This window comes from Lysinibacillus sp. JNUCC-52 (assembly GCF_015999545.1).
Lineage (GTDB): Bacteria > Bacillota > Bacilli > Bacillales_A > Planococcaceae > Lysinibacillus.
Genome location: NZ_CP065546.1, coordinates 86005 through 102786, shown reverse-complemented (window position 1 = coordinate 102786; position 16782 = coordinate 86005). Strand labels below are relative to the sequence as shown.

The window sequence follows — 16782 nt, the reverse complement described above, 5'->3', positions numbered from 1 at the left end:
CTTTCACAAAAAACTTTCCTGTTTTGGGCTACTTTTTATTGAAGTAGCTTTTTTCACTTTTTTAACATTAATCATCATTAGTTATCAAAAAACACACTAGCTTTAACAAATATCGTTAAAACTAGTGTGTTTAATTTTAGGCAAATACGACAATAAAAATATTTATCTCTTTTAGTAAGCAATGCCCACTCGAGATTTTACATATTTTGTACTTTGAATTTGTTGATAAGTAAATTCGGCAGTATCTGCTACTGATATTTCAGTTCCACCATCGGGTAGAAAATCTCGTTCTACGCGATATTGACCAGTATAATGTCCATCGGGTAAATATGTAGGACAAACAATCGTCCATTCCATATCCGATTGTTCTAATATTTTCAAAACATTATGATGTTCTTTGGCAGCTCTTGTTGTCTTTCTTTTCGATTCACTGGATTGATATCTTAGCAAATTAGGTGTTAGACGACTTTGTAATATTCCTGCCGTTCCTACTGTAATAATTCGGTTTATTTTTCTTTTTTTCATCTCTTGTAAGATTAAAGGAAAACTATCTGTAAGAGTTGATGCACCATCAGTATTTAAAGTACTAATGACAATATCTGCTTTAGCCATAGCAGACGCAATATCCTCACGATTTAAGACATTCCCTTGCTTAACAAGTAAGTTTTCAAAGTTTTCATCGGTTATGTTTAATTTACTTAGCGTACGTACTAACGCTATGACTTGATGACCATCTTTTAATGCCAATGAAACGACATGACTACCTACACGGCCAGTAGCGCCTAAAACTAATATATTCAGTATAATCACCTCTTTCCTAGCGATTATATCATAGGTTCTATTCATTTACTTTTGCATAACAATAGGCACACCTCAAAGAGTGTGCCCTTGTTTACTATTCGATAAAGGATGTGGCAATAACTTGCGCTAACGTAGTACCACCATCAACATTTTCATAATTATAAGGACCTAACGGTAGACCCCATACTTCAACAAAATCTCCCTCAAGGAATTCTGTAGAATGATAACCGATGGCAAATATAGCGTTAAAATCCATATCCTCAATTAAAATCACCGACACTGGTGTCCCATCATCTAATGTTTCCTCTTGAATCTGAATAATATCGCCAGCAAAGTTTACCATTTGCTCTAAATATGGCTTTACATTTTTATTTAAATGCTTAGATGTGATTTTATCATCCGCAAGCTTTTTCGTCTTTTGAATTGCCTCTTTTGATAATGCTGGGAACAAATCTGGATTTGATGAAATGAAATTATATGATTGCTTATCCAATGTTAATTGATCTTCCGTAATACTAGGAATATCTTCTAAATAATTTCTAGCGTAATTCACCGTTACTATTGAAGCAGCTGTTTCTTGTTCTGCTTCGTCTTTGATTTCGGTTTCTTTTTCAGGTGATGTTTCTTCCTTCTTTGCTTCGCTCGATGGTAATGAGGTGTTTCCACCTTTACTCACTTCATTTCCACATGCTGCTGCCATAATTGCTAGTAGAGAAAGTACAGCCATTAATACAAACTTCTTCATTACTAAGTCCTCCCAAAAATTCTTTTAACATACTAAATATACCAATAAAAGGAGGTATAAACTATAATAATTTTACAATATTATTCAATTTAAGATAGTTATTACTATCTATTTTCATTGATTGCCAAGGACATTTACATCCAATTCAATCATTATTGGTCAGTTGCACATCCACAATAAATAAATCAAAGCTATTTTTTTGGGCAATATTAGTTACTATTTTTTGAATTTTGCTCTCCGTTCTATTATCTAATTTCTCTAAATCATGTAGATGGATTGTAATAATCTGATTGTCAGAGGAATCTATTAAATATTCAACTGTACTATCTGGTTGATAACCTTCAGCACGTAACGCCAAAATAATTTTTTTTGTTAATTGTGTACTCTGTAATTTCTGTGCTATGTCCTCAGCGTTTGTTTGCGAAAAATTATTTTGAGTAATTTGTACAGTTGAGGGGATTTGATTTTTTAAATAAATTGCTAAAAAGATAATCAACATAATCATGATATAAAAAAAGCCTCTTTTTAGTCTTAACTGCACCCTCTCTAGCTCTCCTTTATGAATAAATGACCAAACCTTAAAGAAATCCTTCTTATAGAAGTAATTTTATTATTAAGTAATAGCGATTGGATTAGATATATGTAGTTCATTACAGTGATATAACTTCATGTTGCGTTCGAATTTGTGTGAATGGTCCGAAGCTATTACCTACTAAATTATGTTATTTGACCTTATATTTTTTATACCATCTGTTTCTTTTAGGTATACATACCAATTTAATTTTTGAAGCTATATTTTATTTTAAATCTATTTGTTGGACATTTTACCAAGTCAATCATTTTTCAATTCATAGTATATAAATGTAAGGCTGGCGCTGGCATTACACAAAATACTAACAAAAGGGAGATAATAATAATGCAAGATAATAGATATTACAAACATATGAATTGGGATTATAGCAAATCTGAAAAGAAATGTTGCTGTGATAAACATGACCAAGGACATAAAGAAAAACCATGCTGTCATAAATATAATGAATGGAAACATAAAGAGCATCATTGTGATTGCAAAGAAGAGAAATCTTGTTGGAAAGAAGACAGAGATGAATGTAAAAAAGAAAAACATTGCTGGAAAGAAGAGAAAGATGAATGCAAACATGATCATCAATGTAAAGGCTGTATATGTCATCTATTAAAACGGTTTGAGCTAGGAACTACAGTTGATGTTTACTTATCTGGTGGAGGTAGCTTCCGTGGCGTTGTATTTTTAAAACTAGATAATCGAAATTGCTGTGCATATTTTGTAGAACAGGCAGCAGCATCTGAACCAATTATTATCGATTGTGAAAAAATTGACGCAATTAGACGCATTGCTACTGTGTAATTATAAACTAGAGGTCAACTAAACTTTAATAGCATCTGCTTGCAATCCAGAATAAATATTACCGTGCTGCTCAGACAAAGTCTGCTGCGTTTTCCAGTCATTATTTTATTCCGTCATTGTCAAGCAGATGCTTTCTATATGATATCTGACTATTTTATCTTACTTCTGTAGTAAAGCTCCGTTAGCCATTAACTATTACTTTTACAATTGGTTCTAGCTTTCCGATAAATGCATCTCCTAAATAGTCCACATCTATTACAACTGCGCGCGGTTCAAAACGTTGAATACTATCAATAATACGTTCGGTATTCCGTCTCTTTGCAAACTGAAAAGGTACTTCATGCTCCTTTTTCTTATCTCTTACCCTTTTTTCTGGGTAAGACATAACAAATGTAGATAAAATATAAGCTACATTTTGCAATACTTCCTCAACACCCGTTGCACAAAAATTAATATTGCTCGTAGCAGTAACTTGATGTGTCATCCAATCAACCTTTCTAAAATAAACCATTTAATCATTATCTTGTTACGTAAACGAATAGTATCATCCTTTTTTCTATTTCTAATACTGATGCTTGAATTTTTACTTGATTCAAAGCAACACTTAGTTATGTATGCCAAAACGGCAAATTATATGATTAGTAATAATATGCATAGTCTGGATTTATGTTTAGAAACACCTTATCTTGTTAAAGCATAATAAATTACATATAGCCAACTAAAACAACCGTGGATAATTGCCCAAATTATTGAATGATTGACACTCCACGATATTGTTATGGCTAGAACAGAACCAAATCCTATTCCATTTTTTACAACCGATTTATTCTCCATGTTATACACCTTCCTTTTCGGGCTTCTGGTGTGTAAAACACGACTAACTTTTATTTTCATTTCCCCCTTTCTCCACATTTTATGGCGATAACAGTTGTTTTTAAGTTGGTTCATAAATCATTATATGTTTAGTAAGGCACGACCATCCTATATCAGCATATAAATTTCTAAATTACTTAACTGGTGATACCTTATATACGCTCTCTCGTAATCTTTATTACCCGATTATCAATTATTTAACACTTCTTTTTCCTAAAATGCTGTTATTCATTAAAAAGAATGTCTAATAAAGCGAATGTTTATGTCTAAAAGACTGTGGTCATAATTAAGGAAAGGAAGTGATGGATTGAAAATTTTATTAGTAGTTACAAGCGTATTTGTTCCTTTTGTGATGGTATTACTTCAATTGAAAAGCAAAATCGTACGTTCTTTGTTTAACACATTAGCAGTTTTGGCTATGATTTTTTTCGGGAGTATTGCATCCACCTCCATCTATCAAATTATTGTGGATAATGCAGTTTTTATGACCACGATCCATGCCGTATTTTTAAATCCATTATTTATAATGGCAGGCGCTTATATTGGCGTCTTCATTATTTACAGGCTAATGCTTTTAACATGGCATGAAAAGTGAAAATTACCCATGACAAACAGATAGTGATATTTCTGCAACAAAAAAAGAGGCTATCCAGATGGATGCCTCTTTTGCAAATGCATTTATTAATTAAAGTTTAACGATGTTTTTAGCTTGTGGTCCGCGGTTACCGTCTTCCACTTCAAATTCAACTTTTTGACCTTCGTCAAGTGATTTGAAACCTTCGCCTTGAATCGCTGAGAAGTGAGCGAATACGTCTGCTTCACCTTCAACTTCGATGAATCCAAAACCTTTTTCTGCGTTAAACCATTTAACTGTACCTTGTTTCATATACGAAACCTCCAAAAAAAATAAATTAATAAACAATTTCTTTTTAAAAAAAATTCACCTATTATAAAAAGTACCGAAAAACACGATTACTTTTTGTAATAGGTGAATTCAATATTTTAAATCAAGAAATCTTTTTATTAATTTCATTATATACGAAAACATACCAATTGTCTAGCTGAATTTCGTTAAATTTTAAAGCAATCATGCGATACGTCTTTATTTATGCCACTTTTCAATTGCTCAAATTCAACTTTAGAGTTGTTAATTGAAGGCGCTTTCTTATAAACGATACATCTCGTCTTACTATTTACTACAATAAAAAGCTCTGCTTCTAAACTTGTCGACAACTGCAATCTACAATGTGATCATTCACCATACCTACCGCTTGCATAAATGAATAACATATCGTACTTCCGACAAATTTAAATCCATCTTTTTTTAACTGTTTGCTCATCTGTTCACTTAACTCTGTTGTCACAGGTACTTCGGCGATTGTTGCCCAATTGTTGACAATAGGCTGATGATCTACAAAGGACCATATGTAATCAGAAAATGATTTATGTTGTTGTTGTATTTTTAAAAAAGCTTGCGCATTCGTTACGACACTAGCTATTTTAAGTTTATTGCGCACTATCCGCTGATCCTCTTTTAGTTCAGCTAACTTATCTTCTGAATACGTGACGATTTTGGAAGCATCAAACTTATCAAAAGCTTCACGGTAGCCCTCTCTTTTTTGTAAAATGGTCCACCAGCTAAGTCCAGCCTGTGCTCCTTCTAAACATAGCATCTCAAATAAATGTTGATCGTCATAAACTGGCACACCCCATTCCTTGTCATGATAATCTACGTATAACGGCTCGTCCAACTTCACCCATTCACATCTTTTCATCATTCAACCTCCATTGTATTTTTTATCGGACTATTTCGTGCCCATTATATAAAGCCAGCCATTTCTCTTATGTTCTTGTATATTCACAAATTGAAAACCTACGTGGTCAAATAGCTGTCTTATTTCTTTATTGGTCTTATAGTCCTCTCTATGATAATTGATTTTATAAAGTTCTGAAATGATAATAAACTGACCATTTTTTTTTAAAACCCTAAATACTTCTTTAACATCCTTCGCAAAGTCTTGCCAAAAATAATGTGTTTGGCATGCTATTATTTTATCAAAATAAGCATCTGGGTAAGGAATATTAGAAACACTTGCCTGTTTTACAATTACTTTGCCACTAGCGACATCTTTCTTATTTACTTTCGTTGCATTTCGTATCGCTTGTTCGGAAAAATCAATTCCATAGATTTTTCCATGGTGATTAATTCTAGATAATGCTTGAATTGTTTTTCCACCCCCGCATCCTATATCTAAAACAATATCTCCATTCTTGATTGCACCACTTTCGATTAACCAAGAAGTCATTCCACGGTGAGCAACATTCATAATACGTAGCATTATTGACCCTATTAACCCATTTGGGTGCTTTGCCTGTTCAATAAGCCTTTGTAAAATTGTCAATATAATTAACCTCCTATACCACGATAATTTTTTTCCGATGTCTACTTACGTTTGGGCTATGGTTGAATTTAATGCTTTGAAACTGATATTCGATTGTTCTACTAGATAATCGCTTTACATTTTCAGCAGCAATGCTTTTCGTATTTTTTCGTGTCCATTCCCTGTAAGTTTCCTATATAATTTTTACGTTTACAAAACCTAAAAGTTTCAATAATTTCCATTTTGATACATAAAAAAATCACAGTTACATTTCACTGTGATTTTTTCGATAAATATATATATGAGTTCACTTTATATGGACAAATTTTTATTGTTTTGTCTGGACATATTTTGCATGCCTTCGACAAAAACACTCTAAATTAATTTAAATATGTATTGTTTGAAGTATTTCGTTCGCGCTCATCTATTACTAGATGGATAATAAATGCTAACTGTTGTTCAATTCGCAGATTATTTTGATGAAAAATATCAGCTATTGCACTTTTTTGGTTATCTGCTAGTTCAACCTTCTTCAGCATCAACATAATTTCTTCTTTCGAAAGCCCAAACATCTTTAATCACCCCATTTCATATTTCAAAAATAATTCACTATTCCAAAAACATTATCCAAGTTCTAGTACTCAAGACAAGCATTATTATTAATGAACCATTTTTACTAATTATAGGATATAACATACGAAATAATCAATCTAAAAACTAAATTTTCTAATAATATATTCTTCTTTAGCAACACTTATTATTATATTGTATATAATATTACAAATATTTTATTCCATAATTCCAATAAATTAACAAGGTTTTCTAAAATAATACTATCTTAGGCAATAATTAAGAATGACAATATACTTGTAAAAAAGAATACTTTAATTGTCGAAATCCAGTAATCTTTGTCAATATTTTGCATCAAAAAAAAGTAATGTTCAAGTATTTTCACTCGTACTGCCCAAATATTTAATGTATTCTCTGCTTTACATTCTTGTAGCAATTTTGCTTATTAAAAATGAAGGGTGTTAGGGCTAAATATACGTTTATTGACATACAAAAAAGTAATTTCAAAATTTTTTTGAAACTACTTATGCTACCCTTTTTCATTTTTTTCCATTGCTACTATTACATGTACTTAAGCTGTCAACAGATTGCTGTATTTTTTCTGATGTTACAGGCTGTGTGGTTGGACGGCTGATTCTTGAGGAGCTATCTCTTTGGCATTGCCTATCTTTATATTGCCCACGTATATAGAGCTGACTTTGTTCTTGTACAATAGCTACTGTTTTCATATGCGCTAAACTCATGTTGACGATTTCCAGAAGTGATTGATTGGTCATCGCTAAAAAAGTTCTATCTGTTTCATCGATTGCACAATTTTGGATACGTCCCATTGACTTATCAGACCAAAAAATCGAATAAGGACTTTGCTGACATTGTAAAAACTTACTATCCACTACTTCCACAATTGCATCAATACACGTAATACCGTTCCCTACAATATGTTTAAAAGTACAATTATTCGCAAAAAGACGTGCATTATTTATATAAATATGATGGCTTTCAAATTCCTGTATACGTGAATTTTTTAAGGTAATCTTCGCATGGTCGTTGCCATAAATTCCGCCCGTCTGCCCAACATGTATTTTACACTGATCGACTACAAGCCCACTTGCGTCTACAATAACATGGAATTGTGTATGGTGTTGGATATCACATTCAGTCATTATTACATCGGATTCATTGAAAATAGTAACTCCTGTTGTACTTCCCTTTTTCACATGACATTTCCGAACCTCAGCTTTACTATTTTCAATAAACAATTGTGGCTTTACATGTTTATAAATCTGGCAATCATAGATAATTACCTTTGATTTTTCCCCTATATATAATCCGTTACTTTGTCCGTATGCAATGATACTATCTGTCGCAACCATTTTGCTTTCATGAACTACCACATTTGTTCCTATATGATGTTTAATCTCACAATGATCCATTGTTAAGTCGGAACCACTAATTACTTGAATACCTAAATCCTTTCCTTCGTGAATTACTGTATTTAGCATATTGATTGTACTCGAAGCTCCAACAATTTGTGTTTTTTTGTGCCCATGGATTTCACAATCTTCTATCGTCATTTTTACATTTCTAATGGCAAAAATTCCATTCATCGCACCCTCTAACAACAAACATTTTGACATTGCTATTTCACTATTTTGTATAATAATTTGAGCCTTTGTATGTTGTTGTATCGAAGACTCCGAAAGCATCACGCTAGATCCATTATCAATTCTAAGTCCAAATTGATTAGATGGACTTGCTATTATATCGACATTTTTCATCAACAAACTTCCAAAGCTAACTGTAACTTGCGTACTCACCCTTTGTTGCTCAATTACACAGTTTTCAAGCTGTAAATCACCTTTAATATATATTCCCTGACCTTGACTAAAACGGAGATTACGCATTTCTACATGTGTTTGATAGCGAACAAATACACTACCTTTAATTGTGACATCACCTTTACCGTAAATCGTTAACCTTTTTGATATCTCTATACTTTCTTCGTAAACGCCATCCCTTATTTCTATAAAGTCTCCTACTTCAGCATCCTGCAGCGCCTGGTTAATACTTTGATAACGATGCATTATACTCCTTTTTACAACAAGTGTTGCCATCCACATGCCTCCGATCTTTTTGTTTCAATCCCTCTACATCCTATTTATATACCCATTGAACTACCTGTTATTCAATTTTGTACAAATAATTTACAATATATATGATGTTGGCTTCAAATCAAAAGAAATGGCAATGGTATCAACTGATATTTTTATGTAACAATAGTAAAAATAAAAAATAAAACCAGCAATAAAGCGATACATTCGCTTATTACTGGTTTTTTGCTACATTATTTTTTTCGTTTCATGAAGAATATTGCTATCATCACTGCGACTAGTGCAATGACTGCAATAATCCATATCATACTTGAGCTAGTTGAAGTTTTATCGCTTCCTTCATTCTTTTGCTGATCTTCTCGGAGTGTTGACGTTCCTTCATACTTGTTTGTTGTATCTTCCGTTGTTTGTTGTGTAGTCGAAGCGATTTGAATGTATTGTATTGTTGGTGCATCTGATGTCTGTTGTTCATGTCCATGATGGTGACCACCGCTCGTCGTCAAAATAGATTTTTCTAAGTTTTGACCAATCCAGCTTTCAGGGTCAGTTGAATCAGCAAAAATACGAGGATGCCCTGATAGCATATACGTTTTGCCTTCAACGATAACGCCCATGTTATCTCCTGTTACAACATCTTCAATTGTTCCTGTTGGTCCATAAGAAAAACCACCCATTTGAAGTAAAGTATGTCCACCCATATCCATATCTAGGTTTTCAGATAAAAAGGTAATATACTCTTCTTTTGTCAACGTTGCATCTGGTTTTTCAAATTCATATTTATTATGCAGTAATGCTGTATTAATTTCTTTATACGTAATGTCTCCCTCTAATGAAGAGACATATTCTTCATTTTTTGCTGCTTGGGCAAGCTCTTCCACTGTTGAACCTTCCAGACCGAAAAATGCTCCTATCCAAGCGGCAAAATCTTTACGGGATAAGTTCTCTGATGGGTTCAATGCCATATCGACACCATTATATCCAATAAGCCCTAAGCTTTGAAGGATCATAATTTGTTGTATGTTTTCTGAAGTTGCAGGGACATCTGTATAAAGCATACTTTTATCTGTCGTATGCGCAGAGGCTACTGCTGGCGCCATAAGTAGTGCACTCATTAATAGTAATAATATGTATTTTCTCAATTTTTACTCCACCTTCCATTACAATAGTATATCGCCTAATTGTGTTGAAAGTATGAAATCCGATAGGTATAATACTATTTTGTACAAATTAATTACAATTCAATGGGTTATAACATTGTAAGTGACTGTTTCGGTATTGATAAGGTAATAGTAATTCAAATTGATTTCGTTCGATCAAGCCAAATAAAAACCAGCAATTTAGCGATTAAATCGCCAATTACTGGTTTAAGTCATACTTATTTTTTTTACGTTTCATCAAGAAAATTGCTATAATAACTGCCACAAGTGCAATAAGTGTAACAATCCATAACGTGCTTGAACTTGTTGAAGTTGTATCAGCTGTTTCGTTTTCATTAGAAGATTTCTTCGTTTCTTGTTGCTGGGTTTCTTCCGTAACTTGCTGAGTAGTTGAACCTATTTGAATATATTGTAGTGTTGATGAATCAGACAGCTGTTCTTCATGTCCATGATCATCGCTTGTCCCTTGTCCATGATCATGACCGTGATCATCATGCATGGTTAAAATAGACTTTTCTAAGTTTTGCCCAATCCAGCTGTTTGGGTCAGTTGAATCAGCAAATATACGAACATGACCAGATAACCTATATGTTTTTCCTTCAATAATAATGCCTAATTCATCACCTGTTACTACGTCTTCAATTATCCCCATTGGACCATAAGAGAAACCGCCCATTTGAAGTATAGAACTTCCTTTTATATCTAAATCCAAATTTTTAGTTATAAAAGAAATATAGTCATCCTTTGTGAGCGTTGCATCTGGCTTTTCCAATTCCAACTTCTGTTGCAATAATGCAGAATTTATTTCTTTATACGTTATATCTCCTTCTAAAGTAGAGATATAGTTTTCATTTTTCGCGGCTAGAGCTAGTTCATCTAAAGTAGAACCATTTAGGCCCAAATAGCCTCCTAGCCAAGCTGTAAAATCTTTGCGTGATAAATTTTCTGATGGGTTCAACGTCATATCTATGCCATTATATCCTAGCAGTCCAATACTATGAAGAACCATTATTTCCTGTAAATTAGGCGTAGTAGCAGAAACATCTGAATAAAGCATACTTTTATCCATTGGATGTGCATAAGCTGCTGACGGAATGATGAACATTCCAATCATCAATATCATGAGTATAATTTTTTTCAAATCTTCCACCTCCTAATTCCTAGTATAAATACTATTTGTGATGAAAGTTTGAAATTTGATAATTTTATATTTATTTATGAAAAGGCTGTTACATTTTCTTTCTAGCTTCTAAATGGGCAATAGAACTATCCCCTTTTTCAGTTAAAAAGATAAGTGTTGGCATCTCCTACACGTGTCCGATTTGCTTTCGTACGATTTGATAATTTATCCGTAAAAAATGATAGTCCCAAAATACGCATCGTATGTACAACAGTCAAAGTTGTGTCAATTTTACTCCACCTTCCATTACCAAAGTATTTCTCTTAATTGTGATGAAAGTATGAAATCCGATTGGTTTAATCATTTTTATAATTTAAATTTACCAACTAGGTCATTTAAATTTTCTGCCATTTCCGCTAAATTACTTGAACTATTTTTAATTTCATCCATAGAGCTTGCAGCTTGTTCAATCGTTGCAGAGGTTTCTTGAATACCCGCTGCTGATTGCTCTGAAACAGCAGCAATTTCATCAACTGATTTATTAATATCCATCGTACTTTGAACAACTTCCTCTAACTTAGTAGACATTTGGACAATGCTAGATGACATGGAATAAACAGCATTGGCAATGTCACTAAATGTCTCATTAGTGGAAACGATTTGAGTTGTTCCTTTTGCAACCTCTCCATAGCCTTTTTCTAAAGATGTAGTGACAGTCATGGAATCATCTTGAATTATTTTAATAATAGTCGTGATTTCATTAATTGATGCGGATACTTGTTCAGCTAGTTTTCGGACTTCATCTGCTACAACGGCAAAGCCCTTACCATGCTCGCCAGCACGTGCCGCTTCGATTGCTGCGTTTAGCGCTAATAAATTTGTTTGGGCTGCAATTTCATGAATGACCGCAATAATTTTAGAGATTTCCTGTGTTTGTTTATTGAGCTCGTCAACCTTTTCAACCGAATCCTTCACAATAAAGTCAATGGTCATCATCTGCTGTGTAGAAGCTTCCATAAGCTCTTTACCTTCTTCGGTTAACTTCATTACAGATTCAGAGAACTGATAGACATCCTTACTACTTTGGTTGACGTCCGTTACTTTAGTTGAAAAGTCAGTCATGCTTGTCGCAACATCAGAAGCATTACTCGCTTGCACTTCTGTTCCACTCGCTATTTCTCCAACCGTATCAACGATTTGCTCTGTACCTTCTTTTACCTCTGTAGCTGATTGCATTAATTCCTCACTGTGTGTAGCCACTTCATTTGAAACAGATTGAATATGCTTTAACAAATCATTTAAAATTTGAGACATAGTGTTTGTCGCTTCAGTTAATTGCCCTATTTCATCCTTTGTTTTTACAATTAATGCAGGCTCACTTAAAACACCCTCTGTAATGCGTTGCATGCGTTTAGTAATTAAAATAATCGGCTTCGAAATAAGACGCGCACTAATTAGCGCTGTAATAATTGCAATGACGACTATAAGTATTCCAACGATAATACTTGCTGTTTGCTTACGCTCACCTGACGTAAGCAGGGAATCCCCTACCGCATTAATGGATTGTTTTCGTTGTTCTGCTAAACCTTCGTAACCTTCACGAATTTCTGTAGCTTTTGTATCCATTGCCGCTAAATTATGTACAGCTAATTCCACATTTCCTTTGTCATATACATCAAATACTTCTTTTTGGACATAGCTACTCCATTCTTTTGCCATTTCTGCATATTTGGTAAATTCCGATGATTCCGAAATAGATAAACGTTTTTGTTCATTTTCTAGGGCTCTTTCTACGTTTTCATTATAAATATTTATATATTTTTCATTACCAGATAACACATATCCACGTGCTGCTGCAATCCGTAAACCAATTGTTGATGCTAACTCATAATCAGTTATTAATAATTGTAATTCCTCATCTACAATTTGTTCAGTTGCCTTATTACTTTGCGAGATTTCATAAAAATTAAAACTAATATAGAAAACAATTACAGCTACTACAATACTAAATGCAAAAACAATTCTTTTGCCGATGGATTTAAAGTGCATTCTTCATTATCCCCTTATTTGATATAGTCATTTTTTTATCCCCTTCACTTTGCTAATGAAATATACTACTAAACCTTTTTAGACCTAATAAAAACAATCTTTGTTTACAATCAAAAAAATTTAACTGTATTGCACAATATTAGTAATCTATCATTTTTTATTTGCTTTAGGATGATTTTAGAATTTTTCTTAAATATAATTGAATAAATTAGTAGTTTCTTTGTGTTTTTAAGCATCCTTTTTACAAATTATTTTCCCAATTGGATTATAAATCTCGGTTATTACTAAGACTTTTCACCCGTTTTTTTATATTAGTAATGCTTAAAAACAAAATCTCCCATTTCGTTTTTAACACGAAACAGGAGATTTTGCTTGTACATGCAGACATCGTTTGCCTTATTTTCGTTCGATCTGATAATCTATACGCAAAAAGGGCAGTCCAAAAATGCGCATCGTATGCACAGCCGATAATGTTGTCTCATTTTTAGCAGTAATAGTAAAATGCTCATTTAAAGGAAGTCTAAATACATAGTGTTTCATTGCTAAATAAATGCCTGCATCCCCTCCATTGGAACTCGTTATATGTAAGTCCCCGTCTTTTTCATAAACATATAAAATACCTATCATTGTTGAAAAAGGGAGTGGTAAAGCAATATTCATAAAAGTTGTTTGAGCTGTCGTATGTTGTGAATAGATGGCCACAAATGTTGTTTGCTCATCGATCGTACGAATCCATGCTCGTGGCGCTTGTCGACCATCCTGTCGTTCATCTACTTTGACAATGACGCCATTCATCTCCACTTGCTTGCTTGTTAAAGGTAAATTAAGCTGCTGCATCCAACGACTAATACCTTGATAAATAAACGCTAGTGGTTTAAACCATGCTCGCCATTGTACGGAAGCAATTAATTGATAACAGTTGGTGTGTTCATAAAAATGAGGAATGACTGTAGGAAGATGACTCGTATCGACAAAATCTTGAAGCGCATCGACTAAACCAGCATGTGCATCTCCTGTTGTATGTAATTTTCCACGTATACGACTTACTGGAAAAGTATATGATTGATGTGTAGAAATCGGAACTTCCAAGCCCCATGCTATTACACCTATCAACCCAAACAGGAAGCAATTTACTAAGCCATGAAATGTTAGCATACCTGGTATACTGACAATGATAATGCCAGAGAAATTACCGAATGCGTAAAGTAAAGACCATACTATTGTAAAACATAATGCACCGTAAGATACCTGCAACAAAATACACTGTCTTTTTGGTAAACTTATCTTTAACGTAAGCTTAAACAACCAATAGATTGCAACTATGTAGAGCATAACGGACACAATTTCAATAATTGTTGAAAATGCTATTCCAAGTGCTACGAGCAGTGGGCCTGTCAGTAAAATTAAAACAACGATATTGTATCCTTTACTTTTATGTATCCTTCCAAACAAGCCAATGGAAATAGCTAATAAACATGCAGAATAGTGAAAATGAATAGCGGTTAACCACGTAATTAACGGAGAAAATCCTGTATCGATTTCCGCAATGTAAGCAAAGAACCACAGTCCTCCAATCAATATATATATGAGTCCAATATCAATAGCAATCTCAGCGATATTCACAAAACCCCTGTGTAAAAATCGTGTCACCCCTTGTAATGCAATAAACGCTGTATAAAGAACGTATACAATTGCTAAGTAAATTGCCAGCTCACTATCAGCTAACCAATGCAACAGTGTTACAGCAATCATCATCACACTCATAATTACATGACCCTTTTTATTGAAAGATACGACGATTTTTACCATTGCAGGCACTAATACAAGTTGAGCAAATGTAAGTAAAATTAAATAATTCGGTTGCTTACTAAATAGATAGCAAATAATAAAGAGTATCCATCCAAGGAATAACACTGGACTAAAGAGATTTTTGCGTAAATTCGCCAGCATACATCATTAACCTCCCTAAAAGTGGATTATGAATATTTACATGAATGGTAAAAACATTTTTGCTGTCATCATAGCCTTCCTCGACATTCACATGTCCTTCTAACATTTTAGGAATTTTACATTCTAGCTTAGACATAACAAAACGTTGTGCACCAGACCGTATTACTAATTTCCCCTCACGTGTTACAGAAAACAATAAGTCCGAATAGAAAAGAGCTGGTGAACCCAAATAATCCTTAACAACCTTTTTGACTGGATCTACTGTCATCCTTGCATCAAAATGCCTTGTCTTTTTACTCATAAAAAAAGTTCGTTCCCATTTCACTTCTAGTTCTCCATTAGGTAATTGGCGACAAATATTGCTTATTGTAAACGGAACATCCTTTCCTGATTCGGGAAATAAAAACTTAAACTTAGCTGCAACGATATAAAAAGGACGTATCCATTTCGCTCCTGATTGGATACTATGCATAACACCTTTTGCAGAAAAAGTTTGATTTAATGGCAATGCATAGCGCTGTTGGAGTTTCGGATGAAGTCTTTTATAATCTTCACCTAATAATGTTTGATAAATGGTCATCCCTCTTCCCCTCGCTTTCGTTTACAAGTTTTTGCACTAGGTAAATCTTTACTAAGTATATACCCGACAATGGATAATACCCATAATGCACCATTAAAGGTCACTGGATTAAATGGCGCCATCGCTATATTTATATTTACCCCTAACACGCATAATGTTAATAATGGAAACAAAATAATTTGTATTAGAAAGAGTAGCCGTTTTCCCCTTGGTAATAACCAGCAGAGTGCAAAAATCATTTCTATAATACCAATGCAAAAAACTAGAAACGGTAGATTTAGATTGGCACCATTCAGAAAAGTAAGTGATTCCTTTACCATCATCACTTCATCAGGATGCTGAACCATTACTTTTGGCACAAGACCATGGTACAGCCATATAAAGCAAAAAAATATACTTATAAACATTGTTAAAAAGAAACGTCGGTACTGGGTACTTGGATTTTCTCCTTGCTCAAGCCATCTTTTCAATACATCAAAGCTAAGTGCTGTTGCCCAGCCCATTATCGGACGAAATGCAAAATCAAAGAGTTTACCAAGTTTGCCAAAACGCACTTCATAATCATATTGCGTTAAAAATGTTAATCCATGATCTTTAGGGATGTACTTCCAGTATCCTTTTCCCTCTGCGATTGGCGATATTTTCTGTGGCGTCCCAAAATGCAAAGAGGAAATTTTCGAACCATCTTTTTTTATATGCTCCCCTTTGCTTTCCCCCCAACCATTCACTTTTACACCAGGCATTACTTTCGTTTCGTAGGTAAAACGTTGAGGCTCATTTGGATGCTTTTTATCTTCATATGTAATTTTAGTAAAGCGCAAATCCCACTTTTCATGAAGCTTCGGATTTTGGGTATATTTCCAAGCATCTTCAATTGATGCTTGCATATCAACCTCAACGTATATCGGTTTTTTTTTCATTCCATTCTCCCCTCAAGTAATGACTTAAAATTTAAGTCTTTTACATCTTTATAAGTCCTTATCGTGTAACATTACAATTTGAAGTTAGCGAATACATTTTATACTATATTTAACATTATAACAGTGAATTTCCTATGATTA

At 33.6% G+C, this 16782-nt stretch carries 17 protein-coding genes; 2 read left to right on the top strand and 15 right to left on the bottom strand.

The features are described from left to right. Positions 1-171 precede the first annotated feature (171 nt). The 3 genes from JNUCC52_RS00540 to JNUCC52_RS00530 form a co-directional block, all read right to left on the bottom strand. Complete coding sequence (locus JNUCC52_RS00540) at positions 172-801, bottom strand: NAD(P)-dependent oxidoreductase (protein ID WP_337982164.1); 630 nt, start codon at positions 799-801, stop codon at positions 172-174. 94 nt (positions 802-895) lie between these two features. Continuing rightward, positions 896-1546, bottom strand: a complete 651-nt coding sequence (locus JNUCC52_RS00535) for a hypothetical protein (protein ID WP_337981004.1) — start codon at positions 1544-1546, stop codon at positions 896-898. Positions 1547-1691: 145 nt separating this feature from the next. Continuing rightward, positions 1692-2087, bottom strand: a complete 396-nt coding sequence (locus tag JNUCC52_RS00530; RefSeq protein WP_172771833.1) for a hypothetical protein — start codon at positions 2085-2087, stop codon at positions 1692-1694. Between the two features lie 375 nt (positions 2088-2462). Here JNUCC52_RS00530 and JNUCC52_RS00525 point away from each other — a divergent pair, with 375 nt between their 5' ends. Next, positions 2463-2930 (top strand): hypothetical protein, encoded by a 468-nt coding sequence (locus JNUCC52_RS00525; protein WP_172771834.1) that lies wholly within the window; start codon positions 2463-2465, stop codon positions 2928-2930. Positions 2931-3111: 181 nt separating this feature from the next. Here the strand turns inward: JNUCC52_RS00525 and JNUCC52_RS00520 are convergent, their stop codons facing one another. Then, positions 3112-3414, bottom strand: a complete 303-nt coding sequence (locus JNUCC52_RS00520; protein WP_172771835.1) for a hypothetical protein — start codon at positions 3412-3414, stop codon at positions 3112-3114. Positions 3415-4110: 696 nt separating this feature from the next. Between JNUCC52_RS00520 and JNUCC52_RS00515 the strand changes: the two genes are divergently transcribed. Continuing rightward, positions 4111-4398 carry a transposase gene (locus tag JNUCC52_RS00515; RefSeq protein ID WP_337981003.1) on the top strand — a complete coding sequence of 96 codons (288 nt, stop codon included), beginning with the start codon at positions 4111-4113 and terminating at the stop codon, positions 4396-4398. Between the two features lie 90 nt (positions 4399-4488). Here the strand turns inward: JNUCC52_RS00515 and JNUCC52_RS00510 are convergent, their stop codons facing one another. The 11 genes from JNUCC52_RS00510 to JNUCC52_RS00460 form a co-directional block, all read right to left on the bottom strand. Then, positions 4489-4689 (bottom strand): cold-shock protein, encoded by a 201-nt coding sequence (locus JNUCC52_RS00510; RefSeq protein WP_024360941.1) that lies wholly within the window; start codon positions 4687-4689, stop codon positions 4489-4491. 331 nt (positions 4690-5020) lie between these two features. Continuing rightward, positions 5021-5578, bottom strand: coding sequence for a DNA-3-methyladenine glycosylase I (locus JNUCC52_RS00505; protein ID WP_337982163.1), 558 nt, complete (start codon positions 5576-5578; stop codon positions 5021-5023). 30 nt (positions 5579-5608) lie between these two features. Next, the gene (locus tag JNUCC52_RS00500; protein ID WP_337981002.1) at positions 5609-6205 is read right to left on the bottom strand and encodes a class I SAM-dependent methyltransferase; all 597 of its coding nucleotides are present in this window, start codon (positions 6203-6205) and stop codon (positions 5609-5611) included. A gap of 359 nt (positions 6206-6564) precedes the next feature. Beyond that, the gene (locus tag JNUCC52_RS00495; protein ID WP_172771839.1) at positions 6565-6756 is read right to left on the bottom strand and encodes a hypothetical protein; all 192 of its coding nucleotides are present in this window, start codon (positions 6754-6756) and stop codon (positions 6565-6567) included. A gap of 537 nt (positions 6757-7293) precedes the next feature. Next, positions 7294-8868: a right-handed parallel beta-helix repeat-containing protein gene (locus JNUCC52_RS00490; protein ID WP_337981001.1), complete on the bottom strand. Its 1575-nt coding sequence runs from the start codon at positions 8866-8868 to the stop codon at positions 7294-7296. A 230-nt stretch (positions 8869-9098) separates the two neighbouring features. Further along, positions 9099-10004: a hypothetical protein gene (locus tag JNUCC52_RS00485; RefSeq protein ID WP_337981000.1), complete on the bottom strand. Its 906-nt coding sequence runs from the start codon at positions 10002-10004 to the stop codon at positions 9099-9101. A gap of 217 nt (positions 10005-10221) precedes the next feature. Further along, positions 10222-11163, bottom strand: a complete 942-nt coding sequence (locus tag JNUCC52_RS00480; protein WP_337980999.1) for a hypothetical protein — start codon at positions 11161-11163, stop codon at positions 10222-10224. A 345-nt stretch (positions 11164-11508) separates the two neighbouring features. Further along, complete coding sequence (locus JNUCC52_RS00475) at positions 11509-13191, bottom strand: methyl-accepting chemotaxis protein (protein WP_337980998.1); 1683 nt, start codon at positions 13189-13191, stop codon at positions 11509-11511. Positions 13192-13587: 396 nt separating this feature from the next. After that, positions 13588-15141, bottom strand: a complete 1554-nt coding sequence (locus JNUCC52_RS00470) for a YndJ family protein (RefSeq protein WP_337980997.1) — start codon at positions 15139-15141, stop codon at positions 13588-13590. Further along, positions 15110-15721, bottom strand: coding sequence for a DUF4166 domain-containing protein (locus JNUCC52_RS00465; RefSeq protein ID WP_337980996.1), 612 nt, complete (start codon positions 15719-15721; stop codon positions 15110-15112). The genes JNUCC52_RS00470 and JNUCC52_RS00465 overlap by 32 nt, the downstream gene beginning before the upstream one ends. Next, positions 15718-16641, bottom strand: coding sequence for a DoxX-like family protein (locus JNUCC52_RS00460; RefSeq protein ID WP_172771846.1), 924 nt, complete (start codon positions 16639-16641; stop codon positions 15718-15720). The genes JNUCC52_RS00465 and JNUCC52_RS00460 overlap by 4 nt, the downstream gene beginning before the upstream one ends. Between the last annotated feature and the right edge of the window lie 141 nt (positions 16642-16782).

Coding starts and splice junctions, on each gene's coding strand:
- JNUCC52_RS00465 (WP_337980996.1), bottom strand. CDS start 15,721: ATGACCATTTATCAAACATTATTAGGTGAAGATTATAAAAGACTTCAT.
- JNUCC52_RS00535 (WP_337981004.1), bottom strand. CDS start 1,546: ATGAAGAAGTTTGTATTAATGGCTGTACTTTCTCTACTAGCAATTATG.
- JNUCC52_RS00505 (WP_337982163.1), bottom strand. CDS start 5,578: ATGAAAAGATGTGAATGGGTGAAGTTGGACGAGCCGTTATACGTAGAT.
- JNUCC52_RS00510 (WP_024360941.1), bottom strand. CDS start 4,689: ATGAAACAAGGTACAGTTAAATGGTTTAACGCAGAAAAAGGTTTTGGA.
- JNUCC52_RS00490 (WP_337981001.1), bottom strand. CDS start 8,868: ATGGCAACACTTGTTGTAAAAAGGAGTATAATGCATCGTTATCAAAGT.
- JNUCC52_RS00520 (WP_172771835.1), bottom strand. CDS start 3,414: ATGACACATCAAGTTACTGCTACGAGCAATATTAATTTTTGTGCAACG.
- JNUCC52_RS00495 (WP_172771839.1), bottom strand. CDS start 6,756: ATGTTTGGGCTTTCGAAAGAAGAAATTATGTTGATGCTGAAGAAGGTT.
- JNUCC52_RS00460 (WP_172771846.1), bottom strand. CDS start 16,641: ATGAAAAAAAAACCGATATACGTTGAGGTTGATATGCAAGCATCAATT.
- JNUCC52_RS00470 (WP_337980997.1), bottom strand. CDS start 15,141: ATGCTGGCGAATTTACGCAAAAATCTCTTTAGTCCAGTGTTATTCCTT.
- JNUCC52_RS00475 (WP_337980998.1), bottom strand. CDS start 13,191: ATGCACTTTAAATCCATCGGCAAAAGAATTGTTTTTGCATTTAGTATT.
- JNUCC52_RS00525 (WP_172771834.1), top strand. CDS start 2,463: ATGCAAGATAATAGATATTACAAACATATGAATTGGGATTATAGCAAA.